The following is a 13,263-nucleotide window of genomic DNA, read 5'->3' on the forward strand; positions in this document are numbered from 1 at the left end:
GGTTCCTAGGCCGGTGACGGCCGCCCCGGGTGGCGCTACTTGTTCTTGGCCTCGCGCTCGCGGGCCTTCCGGTAGATGGCCTCGACCTCACGGTCCAGGCCCGGCTGGTGCACGATCCCGGCGGCGGCACGCCGGAGGCCCTTCAACTCCAGGCGTACGACGGCGGCCTTCTCTCGGAGCGTCAGCTTCGGCTCAGGCATTGGTCGGCTCCGGCGTCAGCACGGTCTCGGCGAGCAGGGCGCCGGCGATGGCGGCGTGGGTGAGTGCGATGTCGTTCCACAGCGAGCCGGCTGCGGCGAGGGCTACGGCGTCCCCGTGCGGTCGGTGGTCTTGGCGAGGTGTTCGACGGTGTCGGCGATCCGCTCGGCTTTGACCACGGCGGCGTCGGCGAGGTTGAGGTGCTGGGCTCGGTTCATGGACGGTGCCTCCTGGTCAGCTCTGCTGTTGGTGCCGGGCGGTCCGGCCCCACCGCCCGACTGAATTCCTTCAAGGAACTCAGTGGGACGGAAGGGCAGGTCAGCCCTTGCGCTGCATGTCCTGCCAGACGCTGCGGAGCACCAGCACGCAGACGGTGGTGCTCACCGCGCCGACAGCGACGGCGACCGCGAGCAGCGCGGCGGCCATGGCCAGGAAGGACAGGGTGACCGCCCCGCCGATGCCGGCCGCGATGTACAGCCCGATCGGGCGCTGCGTGGTCTGCTGCACCACCGGGGGCGCCGGGGGCTGTGCCTGCTGCGCGGCGAGGACGGCGGCCACGATCCGGACGACGTCCGTGTTGTCGGCGGCATCCCGGGCGGCGGCCTCCGCTTTGTCCAGCGGCGTCTGCTCGATCATCGCGTCCACCTCCGCACCCGAGGCAGGACCGAGCGGGCGAGCAGGGCGAAGATGACCGCGGCCGGGACGGCCTTCACCGCGGCCGCCACGAGCACGGCCGTGGCGGCGGCGACCACGGACGGGAAGAACACGAGCAGCAACCCGAACAGGGCGCCGAGGATCAGTGCCTTCATGACCGGTCGTCTCCCTTCGCGGTGACCACCTGGCGGCGCAGCTCGGCGGCCTCGCGGCGGGTGAGTCCGAACTCCCCACGAAGCCGGTCGATGGTCACCGGCCGGTTCGTCGACGTGACCAAGTCGCGGTTGAGTCGGGAGGCCCTGCGCCGCAGCTCGGACGGCGTGAGCGTGACGACCTCGGTGACCACTTCGTGGGGGGTCTGAGCGGGCACCGCGCTGGTCATCTTGGGCCCGTTATCGAACGGATCCGTGGACGGGCCGTCGGAGTCCTTCCAGTGCCAGGGCACGGTCTCGGGGATGACCATCTGCGGGTCTTCGGGGAGGGCTGGCGGCTGGTCGTCGGCGACGCGTTCGACGGTCACCGGGGCGGTCACCTCGGCGGGTTCCGGCAGCAGCCTGTCGGGGCTCCGGACCGGCGCGTGCCTCTTCTCGTCGGTGCTGAGGGAGTGGACGCGCCACAGCACCAACGGGGCGATCGCCGAGACGGCGACGACCAGCGGCACGGACACGGCCACCAGGCCGGCGGTCACAAGGTGGGAGGCGGCGTTCACGCCGATCATCGCAGCGACCGCGGCGAGGACATCCCGGTGGGCCCTCAATGCCCTGACTGTGTAGATGTCCAGGGCGCCGGGGACGGCGGCGGCCACCCAGGCGTTGAACCCGACCTGCCGGGCGAGTTCGTACTCGGCGGATGCGGTAGCGACGAGGGCCGCGAGCAGGGCGGCCCACTTCAGGTAGTCGTGTTTCATGACTCGCCCACCCCCGGGGCGGCGGCGCGCACGACACGGTGCGCGGCAAGGGTCATGCCCTCCCGGTCGTCGACGCGACGGCAGATGACGAGGGCTTCGAGCAGGAAGTCGACGGGCGGGAGGGGCCGGGCCGACCGGCACACCGCCGCGAGGGCAGCGCGCTCGGTCGGCCGGGGGACGGGCCAGCGCCTCACTCGGCACCCCCGGCGAGGATCCGGGCGAGCTGGTCGGCCAGGCCGCGCAGCTGGTCGGAGTAGGTGTCGAGGGCGGCGGCCAGGCTGTACAGCTGGACGGGGTCGAGGGTCTTGCCGAGCGGGTGCACGGAGACGCCGGGCGTCCGGCCGTCGAGGTGCGGCGGGCCGGGCGTGGCGTTGGGGGACTGCGCGAGTTCGGCGGAGAGCAGGGTCCGGCCAAGGTGGGTGAAGTCGATGGCGGGCCCGGCGTGCATGAGGTCGATGCGCAGGGTCTCGGGGTCGTGGTGGCTGTGGCCGGCGCACCAGGAAGGTTCGTCGAAAGTGACGTCGCCGTGGTCGGCGGTGGGCAGGGTGATCGTGCGGGGCTCGGTCACCGGTCTTCACCTCGCGGGACCCAGGCGTAGGGGTGGGTGCGGCCGGCGGCCGTCAAGGTGCGGATGGCCGCGCCCGTGGGGGCGTCGGGCAGGGCGTAGACACGGCCGCCGTCGAGGGAGGCGAGGAGTGTCGCGGCGTGGTGTTCGTAGCCGTTGGCGCCCGCGTTGTTCGCATCGAGGACGGTGACGACGATCGGCCCGTTGCATCCGGTCGGGTCGTCGGGGTGAGCGGCCGGGCAACGCGTGATCTTGCCGGTGTCGGCAATCTCAGGCTCGGCGTCGACGGCGCGCAGCATGATCTTGAGGGACTCGCGGATGGCGCCGTACGCCTCGTTCAGGGCGAGGACGTCGCGGTGATCGACCGCGCCGTACCTGCTGAGCATCTGCTGCGCGACACGAACGGCAACGGCAAGATCGGACGGCTCGGTGATGGCCGCGGGCAGGGCGCCCACCACACGGGTGGGCGCCTGCTCGGCCGGAGTGTTCCGGCTCACCGGACACCCCAGGCGGGGACCTCGGCGTCGGTGGCGTACATGGCCACCGCATTCACCAGAGCGCTCCGGGTCTGCCCCGGGTTCTTCGACAGCTTGAACGCCGTCTCGATCGCATCCAGGGCCCGACTGAACGCCAGCCGGGCCGGGTCGGCGGCCAGCACGGCACGCCGGTCCCGGCAGGCCTGGCAGATCATGATCGGGCTGCCGTCGATGTGGCGGTGTCCCGGCGCATACGGCGCGCACGTGTCGCCGACCGGGATGCGGCAGTCGATGCAGCGGCCGAAGAGGCGGATCTCGTCGAGGGCCTCCTCCGCGTCCTCGAACGGACCCACGAGTGTGCGGACGCCGTTGACGCTCAGGGTCAGGTCCACGCTCGTGTCCTCGGCGATCTCGAGGGTGATACCGCGCTTCTGGCACTCGCGGGTGAGGGCGGCGACGGTGGCGGCGGCATCGTGGTCCGTGTGCTCGCGGGCGCCATCGCTACCGACGGCGGCGGGGTGCGAGCTGGCCTGCTCGGCGGGCTGCCGGGTGGCGGTCTGCACGGCGTACGGGAGGTGGCCGGCCGTACCGAGGGCGACGGCGGGAACGTGAGTGCGATTCGTCATGGTGGTCATCCCCGGCTCAGACAGCGGTGTTGGCGAATGCGGCGACCGCGGCGACGTACTCGGCCTTGCGCGGCTTGTAAGAGGCGAGCAGCGCCCGCACCTGCGTGAGCGTCCAGTGGGCGACGGAGCGGGTCTGGTGGGCGCGGCCCCCGGCGACGGTGCGGCGGGTGCGGGCCTGCTCGGCGGGGGCGAGGCCGAGGCGCTTGGCGACCGAGCGGAGGCCGTTGGTGACGCCGGCCGCGATGCTGATGGTGGGGAGGGAGCGGGGGCGGCGCCGGCAGCTGGCGGCGAGGCGGGTCTCAGCCGCCCGGCGGCGGAGAGTGGCGCGAATGGCACGGCGGTTGGTGCGGTGCTCGCGGCGGGTGGAAAGATGCGTCACAGCGGACTCCTGTCGAGATCAGGTTGTTCCGTGAGGCCCTCGCTCGGTGCTCCAACACCGGCGGGGGCCGCTTGCGTTTCGGCTGGTATCCCTGCCGACACCTCCACTCTAGGGAACATTATGTTCCATCACCAAGCGTTCTTACGCTGGGCTTTGCAGCGGTTCTGCGTAACGTTAAGTTCCATGACGGCCGATGGAACACTATGTGTCATGGATAAGCGATCACTGGAGCACATCGCGCGCCGGTTCAGAGATGCCGAGACGCGGGCCGAGATCCTGCGGAAGGAACTCGCGGCGGCGATCAGGCAGGCAGCGAGGGACGGAGTCCCGCAGAAGGACATCTGCGAGGCGACCGGGTACACCCGCCAACAGGTCCGGCGCATCGTGATGACGGAAGACGACGCGCCCGGCGGGACGTGACTCCGATGGCACGGCGATGGCACCAAGAGGCCCGTACGCGTTCCGACGGGGACCAACACCGCCAGACGGCACCCGGGTTGTGACCTGTGGCGGAGCGTCTCGGGCAGTTGCCCCCCGTCGCAACTAGACGAGGGGCAACACACTGCTAATGCGGTTTGGGACTTCAATCCCATCGAGGGTTCAAATCCCTCCGCCTCCGCACCTGACTCAGGGAGCCCAGCCATTTTCGGCCTGGGCTCCCTGAGTCGTTTACGGCTCCTTTTCGCCCCGCCCTCGCACCGCTGTGATCCAGGCCACTCCCACCGGTCGTCGACGCCGCGGAACGCCGGGGGTGCCGTACCGACGGCCGGGCAGCCGGTGCGCGCAGGACCCCCCCCAGAAATGGCGTTTCCGCAGCTCACAAGGGGTGCACCTAACGGATTTCACATGGCGGCGGCAGTCATGTAATGTTCTTCCTGTCGCCGCGAGCGGGCCAGAAGGGCCGGAAGCGAAGACAAAAAACAAAAGAACATGCACTCGTAGCTTAACGGATAGAGCATCTGACTACGGATCAGAAGGTTGCAGGTTCGAATCCTGCCGAGTGCACACAGGTCAAAGGCCCCGCCGGTTCGCCCGGCGGGGCCTTTGACATCAACGGCTGACATCAACGCGGCTGAAAGCGGCGCTCATTCCTCGGGCTCAGGCCCCTGCTTTTCCTGTGAATCTTCCTTCGGGTCGTCCAGCCGGAGAGTGTCGTCCATCCGATCGGCGGCGGCCTTGAGCGTCGTGTTCATGACGTGGGCGTAGGTGTCCAGCGTCATGGTGATCGTGCTGTGTCCGAGCGTTTCCATGATCGTGCGAGCGTCCACACCCTGAGCGAGCAGCAGTCAGGCGCAGGTGTGCCGGAGGTCGTGCACGCGCACGCGCCGCACGCCGGCGTCCCGGCACAGGATCGTGAGCATCCGGTTCAGACTGCGTGGGCCGGTGACGCGGCCGGTCGTCGTGGTGAAGATCAGCCCGTTGGGCTGCCCCGGGGTCGGCTGCCACTTCTTCCCGCCACCTTGCGCTCCCGCTCCTGCTGCGCCTGGTGCTGGGTCAGCGCCCGCACGCAGACCTTCGGGAGCAACACGTTGCGAATCGATCGCGCGGTCTTGGGGGTACCGAAGATCAGTTCACGCCGGATGCGCTGCACGTTCCTGCGGACGCGGACCTGGCCGTTCTTGAGGTCGATGTCTTCCCAGGTGAGTGCGAGAGCTTCGCCCCGGCGCAGGCCCGTCGACACGAGCAGCAGCCACAGAGCGTAGAGGTGCTGGGGCCGGGCGGTCTTGAGCAACAGTCGAGCCTCAGCGCCGTCCAACGGACGTTGGCCAGGTCGAGGCGGTACAGGTAGGCGACCAGCGGGGGCCGCCGCCGGCGGGGGCGTTCGAGCTGCGCGGCGACGTCCTGACCGCCGGGGCGCTGCCCATCACAGTCCACAGAGCCTTACGAAGGGTAGAAGAGTAGCGCCCGCGAAGACATCGCCACGGAGATGGCGGAGTCGTCTCTCCCGACGACGAGCGGCCCCTGAACGTCGCCTATGTGTATGGAGGGTGCTGGAGCTGGAGGGTCCGGCCTCCTCGGGCCCGGGGCGGCGGGATTCTCGGGCAGGGGTTCCTCCGGCATCAGGCGCCACATCTCGTCCGCGTCTTCTCGTGACCGTAACTGGTCGCAGGCTGATGCTTCGCCGATTACTCAGAGTTCGACTGCACGCGCTCAACGTTCGTTGGCACAGCACACAGTTGTCCTGTGCCAACGAACCTTCGTGTGCCATCGAAGTTTGAGTGGCGTGCGTCACTGTGTCTCTGCGATGAGTAGGCAGTCCCGATCCTCTGCAGGCGTGTACGGCTTGGTCCGTGAAGCCAGCAATCAGCGTGTGCTGATGCAGAAGGGATGCCCAGCCGGATCGGTCAGGACCCGCGCCTTATCCCCGTGAGGCTGGTGATCCGGCTTGCCCGCACCCAGCTTCAGCAACCGGGCCTCGGCTTCGTCCAAGTCCTCTTCGATCTTGAAGCAGATGTGAAGCTGCTGGGGAACGATCTGGTCGGGCCAGCTCGGAGCCCGGTAGTCGTCGACCCGTTGAAAACCGATGAAGAGTCCGTACTCGCCAATCAGGCCCGCGAAGTCGGCGTCCGACTTCGGATGCGGGTCAAGGCCGGTGGCCCGCTGGTAGAACGCCGCCAAAGCCAGCGGATCAGGGCAATCGAGCGTTATCGCGACCAACTTCATCTGCATGGGCGTGGCATCTCCGGGCCGATCGGTTGACTTCCGCGTGAATACCCTAGAGGCGGCTGCCCCGGCATCGTCGCGGGCTCCGTGACGCTCGCGTGCCCTGCGGAGAGGAAGCAGGCATGCCAAGCTGGCGGGCGCTGGTGGACGTCAACCCGCACACCTGACGACCGCGCGCGACCGCAGTCGGTGCGGTCCAGGCGCAGCCAGGGGATGTCGGTGCGTCCAGGGAAGTGGTGTACGGCAGCTGACATCGACAGCCACGCACGCCAGGGCACAACGGCGGGCCAGCGAGCGCTGACCCTTGTGGATTGACAGCGCTCAAGGGCTGGTTGGCGGGCCGCTCATCCAGGGCGAACACGCCTATGGTCTGCGGGTAGGGCGCGCCACAACACAGCCAGACGGAGTGGCCGAGCACGGGCAGGGGCCGTTGGCTGCGGTGCCCATTCACCACCGTGGTTCTCTCAGGGTTGCCAAGAGGATCGGGAGCCGAGAGGTCTGAGGGTTCCCGTGGACCAGGGATGGCGTGCGACCGGAGGAAGACGTGCCCGGCTCCTCGGTCGAGCCCGAATGGTTCGTGTAGTCCGAATAGGTGCGTTTGTTGGACTATTCGGAGAGAAGGCCGGTCGCCCCCGATGCTGCGCTGCCTGGCCGGGGCACCACATGTGCGATCACGGGGTGCTCACGCCGCGCTGGGAGACGCCGTGATGGGGTACCCCTTTTCCGGACATGCGTGATGAAAGGTCAGGAAAAGCCAGATGCGCATCGAAGTAGGTAGGATCCTGCGGCGTCGCTGGGTGCGGCCGGCGACTGTAGCGGTAGCGGCAGGGGCAGCCAGCCTGACCGGAGTGGTCCCAGCCGCGGCTGCCCAGGGGACTGTGGTGAGCTGCAACGCCAACCCGAACGCCCTGCAGCCCGCCATCACCGCCGCTGCGCCGGGAGACACCCTGCTGGTGAGAGGGACCTGCACCGGCCCCTTCACCATCGGCAAGGACCTGTCTCTGAGGGGCGTCGGTGGGACGGTGCTCGACGGCAACCAGGCAGGCTCCACCGTCACGGTCGGCAGCGGAGCCCAGGTTCACCTGGACGACCTGATCCTCACCCATGGCAGCGCTGTGTCCTCCGGCGGCGGCGTCAACAACGAGGGCGCGCTGACGTTGAGCCGTTCCACGGTGAGAGACAACACGGCGTCATCAGGCCCAGGTGGCGGCATCCAGAACCAAGGCACGCTGACGGTGATCGGCTCCACGGTGAGGGACAACTACTCACTGGGCGCCGGCGGCGGCATTAACAACAACGGGCGCCTCACGGTGCGCGACTCCAGCGTGTTCGGCAACTCCGGAGACAATGGCGGAGGCATCTTCAACTACCTCGCCGGCCAAACGGTCACGGTGATCCACTCGGCGGTGCACGGCAACACCGCGAGAGTGAGTGACGGCGGCGGCATCGGCAACAACCTGGGCGAGGTGACGGTCTCCGACTCCGCGGTGTATGGCAACACCGCCCCTTCCGGTGGCGGCATCTGGAACGGCGGAGGCACGCTGACGGTGACCCGCTCCACGGTCCTGCGCAATGCCGCGACGGGAGGCCCCGGCAGTGGCGGCGGCATCTACAAAGCCGGCGGCACCGTGACCCTCAACCAGTCCGTGGTTCGTCACAACACCCCGGAGAACTGTGCTCCGCCCGGAAGTGTCCTGGGCTGCACAGGCTGAACACCGCCTTGCAGACCTGGAGACACCGTCACCCACCCGCTTCGCCGACCTTCGGCCACTGCCCACCGCGAGCTCAGACCCACTCCGCCTTCGAGCGGCAGTCACATCCTCCTCGCTCGCCCCGCCAGGGCATCTATCACCTGAATGAGTGCCTTGCTCCCGTCAGTGCGCGTGCCCGCTAGCAGCAGAGCCCACGTTCTTGACCCCGCCGTACATCACGTCCGTGGACGTGACCGAAAAGGGAACGTCGCCCTGACATCAACGTCTGACATCAACAGCCACGTGCACCAGCACGCAATCGCGGACGATCTAGACTCAGCTTCGTGGATCAACCGTGCTGAATGGCCGGTCGGCGGGGCACGCATCCGGCGTGAACGCGCCTACGGATCAGAAGGTTGCAGGTTCGAATCCTGCCGAGTGCACACAGAGTGAAGACCCCGGGTTACTCCGGGGTCTTTTTCGTTTCGGGGTCGTATGACGGGGTGCACACCTGCAACGGCTTGACCCCGGCGGAGGCCGAGGCGGAGCATCAGGCTCAAGCGGCTGCCACAGGTCGGCTGTCGCAGTTTGTTCCGGTCGACGGCCCAAGCCGGTAGCGTGGCTGAGGCCGTACCGGATGATCTGTGCCGACGGCCACAGCCAACGGGACACACATGGGCGCATACTGAGGACAATGACAAAGCCAGCTGCACCGAAGCGTCATCTGCCTACCAGCCCCTTCAAGGCCCCGGTCGCACGTGCTCCCAAGCACTTCGCCGTGGGCGACCAGGTCACACACGACATGTACGGTCTCGGCCGGGTGATCGGCGTCGAGGACGGAATCGCGGCGCTCGTTGATTTCGGCTCGGCGCAAATGCGGATCTTGAGCCCGTACGCCAAAATGACCAAGCTGTAGGACCGCTGTGCCCGGTCACGGCACACCAGGTCCCTTCGGGGACCTGTAACGAAAGAGAGACCTCTCATCGATCTGACGTCGCTGTTCTCCGCCCTGGAAGGGCAACCCCGCAGCTCCACCGCGGCGTCGCCGCCCCCGGCGACAAACCCCTTCCAGGCCCCGGACTTCGGGGAAGACGAGACCGCCCTGCTAGAGGATGGGCAGGAGCCCACCTGGGGCACGCGTGCGGCGTGACCCGAGGCGGCTCGGCTCCCACGAGTGAGGGGTGTCGACAGCCGCCGGGGACCGTCTCACGTGTCGTGAGCGTCCAGGCCACCTGCCGTCTGCACCTCGACGGCCCCACCGGGGGGCCTGAGCCGGCGACCGCGCGGGCGGGCGGCTGATCAGCAGCCAGGGCCAGGCCCCGCGCGAGGCGAGAACGGCCTCGAAACCGCCGTGGCGCGAGTCGCCGTGGCGCGAGCCGACGTAGGTTCAAGTCCCGCACCCCCCCCGCTCTTCGTTCAGGGCCGGCTTTCCGGAGCCTCAGAACGTAGATCATTCTGACCCCGGCCGGCACGGTCACGGCCCGGCCGATCAGTCGCGGAACAGGCGCTGGTGGTTCGCGGTGGGTCACGGCCTCTACCCTCGCGAGTGATGACACAGGTGTGGAAATGCTCGGGGCTGCGGTGGTCGGACCACGGGCCCCTGCTGGTGTGGAGCGGCGGGCGGCTCAGTCCGCTCGTCCGGGGGAAGCGTGTGGCCTTCGCGGTCGCGGAAGGGGTTGGCCGAAGCTGCGTGGGGGCGCGGGGGAACGCCTGCCCGACCCGGGCAGCCGTGTCGGGGCGGAGCACCGGGGCCCGCTGCGAGGAGTGCGCGCGGCTGGACCGGGCGCACTCCGTGGCCGCCGACAACATCGCCGACGACCCCCGGCCGTACCACGTCTATCTGGCCTGGTTCGGGCCCGGGATGGTCAAGGTGGGGATCACGGCCGTCGAGCGGGGGCCGGCTCGGCTGCTGGAGCAGGGAGCGGTCTGCTTCAGCTGGCTCGGCGCCGGGCCGCTGATGGCCGCGCGGCGGGCCGAAGAACTGCTGCGGGCCGCGCTCAGGGTGCCCGACCGTATCCCGTACGCCGACAAGCGCGTCGTACGCGCCGTGCTGCCGGAGACGCGGGCCGAGCGGGCCGCGGAGATCGAGGAGCTGCACGCGCGGGCCGTCGGGCTCGGCGGCTGGCCCGAGTCCCTGCGGCCCGAGCCGTGCCAACCCGTGGATCATGTGCGGGTGTTCGGGCTGGGCGGGCTGCCTGCCGCCTTCGGTGAGGTGGCCGAGCTGGTCCCGGGCGGAGTGGTGAGCGGTGAGCTGGTCGCGGCCGCGGGGCCCGATCTGCACCTCGCCACCGGGCGCGGTGTCGTCGTCCTGGACACGCGCTTGCTGCCGGGGTGGGAGCTGACCGCCGCCGGGGCGGGGGACGGCGGTCAACTGGACGTGCCCGTGAGGGGGTTCGCGACTCCCCAGGACGGGCTCTTCTGAGCGCCGGGGGAGCACCTCTCGAAGACCGCCGATGGCTCTCCGGGGCCCGGCTCGGTACGCTCTCATCACCTGTTCATCAGCGCTTCATCAACGGTCCAGGGCTGGCAATGGACGTACAAGATCCGCACAGCCCGGCATGAGCGCGGTCATGAGTTGGTGCGCACGTGATGGGGTTCCCAGGTGTTCCCTGAGAGGCGCCTGTGTGTTTCTCAGGGAAATCACAGATCAGTGAAAGCGTGTTCTCAGAGGACGCCGACAAGGTGTCCACCATGACCACGACCTCGCCCCAGGGGCGCACCGAACTGCTGAGGCCGGACGGGAGCCCCGTCCGAGTGCTTGTGGTGGACGACGAGCTGTCGATCACCGAACTCCTTTCCATGGCCCTCCGTTACGAGGGCTGGCAGATCAGGAGTGCGGGCGACGGCCAGGGCGCGGTACAGACCGCCCGGGAGTTCCGGCCCGACGCCGTCGTCCTGGACATGATGCTGCCCGACATGGACGGCCTCGCCGTGCTGGGGCGCCTGCGGCGCGAGCTGCCCGACGTGCCGGTGCTGTTCCTCACCGCCAAGGACGCGGTCGAGGACCGGATCGCCGGGCTCACCGCCGGCGGCGACGACTACGTCACCAAACCCTTCAGTCTCGAAGAGGTCGTGGCGCGGCTGCGCGGGCTGATCCGGCGGTCCGGTGCGGCCGACCGGCGCTCCGACTCCGTGCTCGTCGTCGGTGACCTCACCCTGGACGAGGACAGCCACGAGGTCTCGCGGGCCGGGGAGTCCATCCACCTCACCGCCACCGAGTTCGAGCTGCTGCGCTTCCTGATGCGCAACCCGCGGCGCGTGCTCAGCAAGGCCCAGATCCTGGACCGGGTGTGGTCGTACGACTTCGGCGGGCAGGCCAATGTGGTCGAGCTCTACATCTCGTATCTGCGCAGGAAGATAGACGCCGGCCGGGAGCCGATGATCCACACCCGGCGTGGGGCCGGTTACCTGATCAAGCCCGCCGTTTCATGAGCGGACTACGACGGCCGCGTGCGCAGAAGCGACGTGGGGGTCCCCCCGCTCGAGCGAAGCCGAGAGTGGGGGAGGGACAGCCGCGCACCCTGCGGACCCGGCTCGTCGTCGTGTCCGTGACGCTGATCGCCGTGGTCTGCGCGGTGATCGGGACCGTCACCACCCTTGTGCTGCGGGACCACCTGTACGGGCAGCTGAACAGCAACCTGCGCGAGGTCTCGCTGCGCGCGGCCGGCGGACCCGTGGGCGGCTTCGGCGGCAAGGGCAACCTCCCGGCCGGCAGCAAGGCGCCCAAGCCGGATGACAGGACCGACCTCGGCTCCTTCGTCACCCAGGGGCCGCAGCCGCAGAAGACCGTAGCGGCCAAGGTCGAGAACGGGTCGATCACCAGCGGCAAGGTCGGCACCAAGGAGAACAACTCCGCCGGCTACACGCAGATGAGCCCCGCGAACCTCACCGAGGCCCAGATCAAGGCGCTCGGTTCCGTCGCCCAGGACCAGAAGCCGCACACGGTCGACATCCCCGGCCTCGGCACGTACCAGGTCCAGTACGTCGTGGGCAACAAGGGCAGCTTCTACGTGGGCCTCCCGACCTCCGACGTCGACGGCACCATCAACACCCTGATCCTCGTCGAGATCAGCCTCACCGTCTCCGGTCTGGTCGCCGCCTCCCTCGCCGGCACCGTGATGGTCGGCGTTGCCACCCGCCCCCTGCGCAGGGTCGCCAACACCGCCACCCGCGTCTCCGAACTCCCCCTGCACACCGGCGAGGTCAACCTCAGCGAGCGGGTCCCGGAGTCGGAGTGCGACCCGCACACCGAGGTGGGCCAGGTCGGCGCCGCGCTCAACCGCATGCTCAACCATGTGCACGGCGCCCTGCACGCCCGGCAGCAGAGCGAGATGCGGGTACGGCAGTTCGTCGCCGACGCCAGCCATGAGCTGCGGACCCCGCTCGCCTCCATCCGTGGCTACGCCGAACTGACCCGGCGCGGCGGGGAGGAGGTCGGGCCCGACACCCGGCACGCCCTCGGCCGTATCGAGTCCGAGGCCGGCCGGATGACCCTCCTCGTCGAGGACCTGCTGCTGCTCGCCCGGCTCGACGCGGGCCGTCCGCTCCAGTTCGAGCACACCGACCTCATCCCGCTGGTCGTCGACACGATCAGCGACTCCCGGGCGGCCGGCATGGACCACAACTGGCGGCTGGACCTGCCCGACGAGCCGGCACTGGTGGCCGCCGACGCGGCCCGTATCCAGCAGGTGCTGGTCAACCTGCTGGGCAACGCGCGCAAGCACACCCCGCCGGGGACGACCGTCACCGCCCGTATCCAGCGGCGCGGGCCCTGGATGTGCGTGGACGTCGAGGACAACGGGCAGGGCATCCCGCAGGATCTGCTGCCGCACGTCTTCGAGCGGTTCGCGCGCGGTGACTCCGCGCGGTCCCGGTCCACCGGCTCCACCGGTCTCGGGCTCGCCATCGTGCAGGCGGTCGCGTCCGCGCACGGCGGCGCCGTCACCGTGGACAGTGTTCCCGGCCGCACGGTGTTCACGTTCTATCTGCCCGCGCTTGCCCCGGCGGCCCCTCAGCCCGCCCCCCAAACCAACCGGCAATCGCACTCACAGGCACAGCACAGTGCCACCACATGGGTGCAACAGGGCGCTTGACCAGAGTCGT

18 protein-coding genes and 1 tRNA gene are annotated in these 13,263 nt (G+C 69.3%); 7 read left to right on the forward strand and 12 right to left on the reverse strand.

Going from position 1 to position 13,263, the window contains the following annotated elements; genetic code table 11:
- Positions 1-35: 35 nt before the first annotated feature.
- The 9 genes from ABZ396_RS28525 to ABZ396_RS28565 all read right to left on the reverse strand — a co-directional run bounded on the left by ABZ396_RS28525 (position 36) and on the right by ABZ396_RS28565 (position 3,805).
- Complete coding sequence (locus ABZ396_RS28525; protein WP_358917398.1) at positions 36-200, reverse strand: hypothetical protein; 165 nt, start codon at positions 198-200, stop codon at positions 36-38.
- A gap of 316 nt (positions 201-516) precedes the next feature.
- Positions 517-834: a hypothetical protein gene (locus ABZ396_RS28530; RefSeq protein ID WP_358917396.1), complete on the reverse strand. Its 318-nt coding sequence runs from the start codon at positions 832-834 to the stop codon at positions 517-519.
- Positions 831-1,007: a hypothetical protein gene (locus ABZ396_RS28535; protein WP_358917394.1), complete on the reverse strand. Its 177-nt coding sequence runs from the start codon at positions 1,005-1,007 to the stop codon at positions 831-833. The genes ABZ396_RS28530 and ABZ396_RS28535 overlap by 4 nt, the downstream gene beginning before the upstream one ends.
- Complete coding sequence (locus ABZ396_RS28540) at positions 1,004-1,759, reverse strand: hypothetical protein (RefSeq protein ID WP_358917393.1); 756 nt, start codon at positions 1,757-1,759, stop codon at positions 1,004-1,006. Before ABZ396_RS28540 ends, ABZ396_RS28535 begins: the two co-directional genes overlap by 4 nt.
- Complete coding sequence (locus tag ABZ396_RS28545) at positions 1,756-1,953, reverse strand: hypothetical protein (protein WP_358917391.1); 198 nt, start codon at positions 1,951-1,953, stop codon at positions 1,756-1,758. Before ABZ396_RS28545 ends, ABZ396_RS28540 begins: the two co-directional genes overlap by 4 nt.
- Positions 1,950-2,327 (reverse strand): hypothetical protein, encoded by a 378-nt coding sequence (locus ABZ396_RS28550; RefSeq protein WP_358917389.1) that lies wholly within the window; start codon positions 2,325-2,327, stop codon positions 1,950-1,952. Before ABZ396_RS28550 ends, ABZ396_RS28545 begins: the two co-directional genes overlap by 4 nt.
- Positions 2,324-2,821: a hypothetical protein gene (locus tag ABZ396_RS28555; RefSeq protein WP_358917388.1), complete on the reverse strand. Its 498-nt coding sequence runs from the start codon at positions 2,819-2,821 to the stop codon at positions 2,324-2,326. Before ABZ396_RS28555 ends, ABZ396_RS28550 begins: the two co-directional genes overlap by 4 nt.
- Positions 2,818-3,426, reverse strand: coding sequence for a hypothetical protein (locus ABZ396_RS28560; RefSeq protein ID WP_358917386.1), 609 nt, complete (start codon positions 3,424-3,426; stop codon positions 2,818-2,820). Before ABZ396_RS28560 ends, ABZ396_RS28555 begins: the two co-directional genes overlap by 4 nt.
- Positions 3,427-3,442: 16 nt before the next feature.
- Positions 3,443-3,805: a hypothetical protein gene (locus ABZ396_RS28565; RefSeq protein WP_358917384.1), complete on the reverse strand. Its 363-nt coding sequence runs from the start codon at positions 3,803-3,805 to the stop codon at positions 3,443-3,445.
- A gap of 210 nt (positions 3,806-4,015) precedes the next feature.
- On the opposite strand from ABZ396_RS28565, the gene ABZ396_RS28570 reads away from it, so the two are divergent.
- Both ABZ396_RS28570 and ABZ396_RS28575 read left to right on the forward strand, forming a co-directional pair.
- Positions 4,016-4,225, forward strand: coding sequence for a hypothetical protein (locus ABZ396_RS28570; protein ID WP_358917382.1), 210 nt, complete (start codon positions 4,016-4,018; stop codon positions 4,223-4,225).
- 512 nt (positions 4,226-4,737) lie between these two features.
- Positions 4,738-4,810: transfer RNA gene (locus ABZ396_RS28575), tRNA-Arg, on the forward strand.
- A gap of 80 nt (positions 4,811-4,890) precedes the next feature.
- Here the strand turns inward: ABZ396_RS28575 and ABZ396_RS28580 are convergent.
- From ABZ396_RS28580 to ABZ396_RS28590, 3 genes are all read right to left on the reverse strand, one after another.
- Positions 4,891-5,073 (reverse strand): hypothetical protein, encoded by a 183-nt coding sequence (locus tag ABZ396_RS28580; protein WP_359186280.1) that lies wholly within the window; start codon positions 5,071-5,073, stop codon positions 4,891-4,893.
- A gap of 143 nt (positions 5,074-5,216) precedes the next feature.
- On the reverse strand, positions 5,217-5,537 hold the full coding sequence (locus ABZ396_RS28585; protein ID WP_358917379.1) for a site-specific integrase: 321 nt from the start codon (positions 5,535-5,537) through the stop codon (positions 5,217-5,219).
- Positions 5,538-6,109: 572 nt separating this feature from the next.
- Entirely contained in the window at positions 6,110-6,475 is a 366-nt protein-coding gene (locus ABZ396_RS28590) for a VOC family protein (RefSeq protein WP_358917377.1), read from the reverse strand.
- An 875-nt stretch (positions 6,476-7,350) separates the two neighbouring features.
- Here ABZ396_RS28590 and ABZ396_RS28595 point away from each other — a divergent pair.
- From ABZ396_RS28595 to ABZ396_RS28615, 5 genes are all read left to right on the forward strand, one after another.
- Positions 7,351-8,181 carry a hypothetical protein gene (locus tag ABZ396_RS28595; protein WP_359186283.1) on the forward strand — a complete coding sequence of 277 codons (831 nt, stop codon included), beginning with the start codon at positions 7,351-7,353 and terminating at the stop codon, positions 8,179-8,181.
- 673 nt (positions 8,182-8,854) lie between these two features.
- Complete coding sequence (locus ABZ396_RS28600; RefSeq protein WP_358917373.1) at positions 8,855-9,076, forward strand: hypothetical protein; 222 nt, start codon at positions 8,855-8,857, stop codon at positions 9,074-9,076.
- A gap of 633 nt (positions 9,077-9,709) precedes the next feature.
- Entirely contained in the window at positions 9,710-10,582 is an 873-nt protein-coding gene (locus tag ABZ396_RS28605; RefSeq protein ID WP_358917371.1) for a DUF2797 domain-containing protein, read from the forward strand.
- 269 nt (positions 10,583-10,851) lie between these two features.
- Positions 10,852-11,592, forward strand: coding sequence for a response regulator transcription factor (locus ABZ396_RS28610; protein ID WP_225826737.1), 741 nt, complete (start codon positions 10,852-10,854; stop codon positions 11,590-11,592).
- Entirely contained in the window at positions 11,589-13,253 is a 1,665-nt protein-coding gene (locus ABZ396_RS28615; RefSeq protein ID WP_358917369.1) for a HAMP domain-containing sensor histidine kinase, read from the forward strand. Before ABZ396_RS28610 ends, ABZ396_RS28615 begins: the two co-directional genes overlap by 4 nt.
- Positions 13,254-13,263 lie beyond the last annotated feature (10 nt).

The sequence above is a fragment of the Streptomyces sp. NPDC005866 genome (genome assembly GCF_040629895.1).
GTDB lineage: Bacteria > Actinomycetota > Actinomycetes > Streptomycetales > Streptomycetaceae > Streptomyces.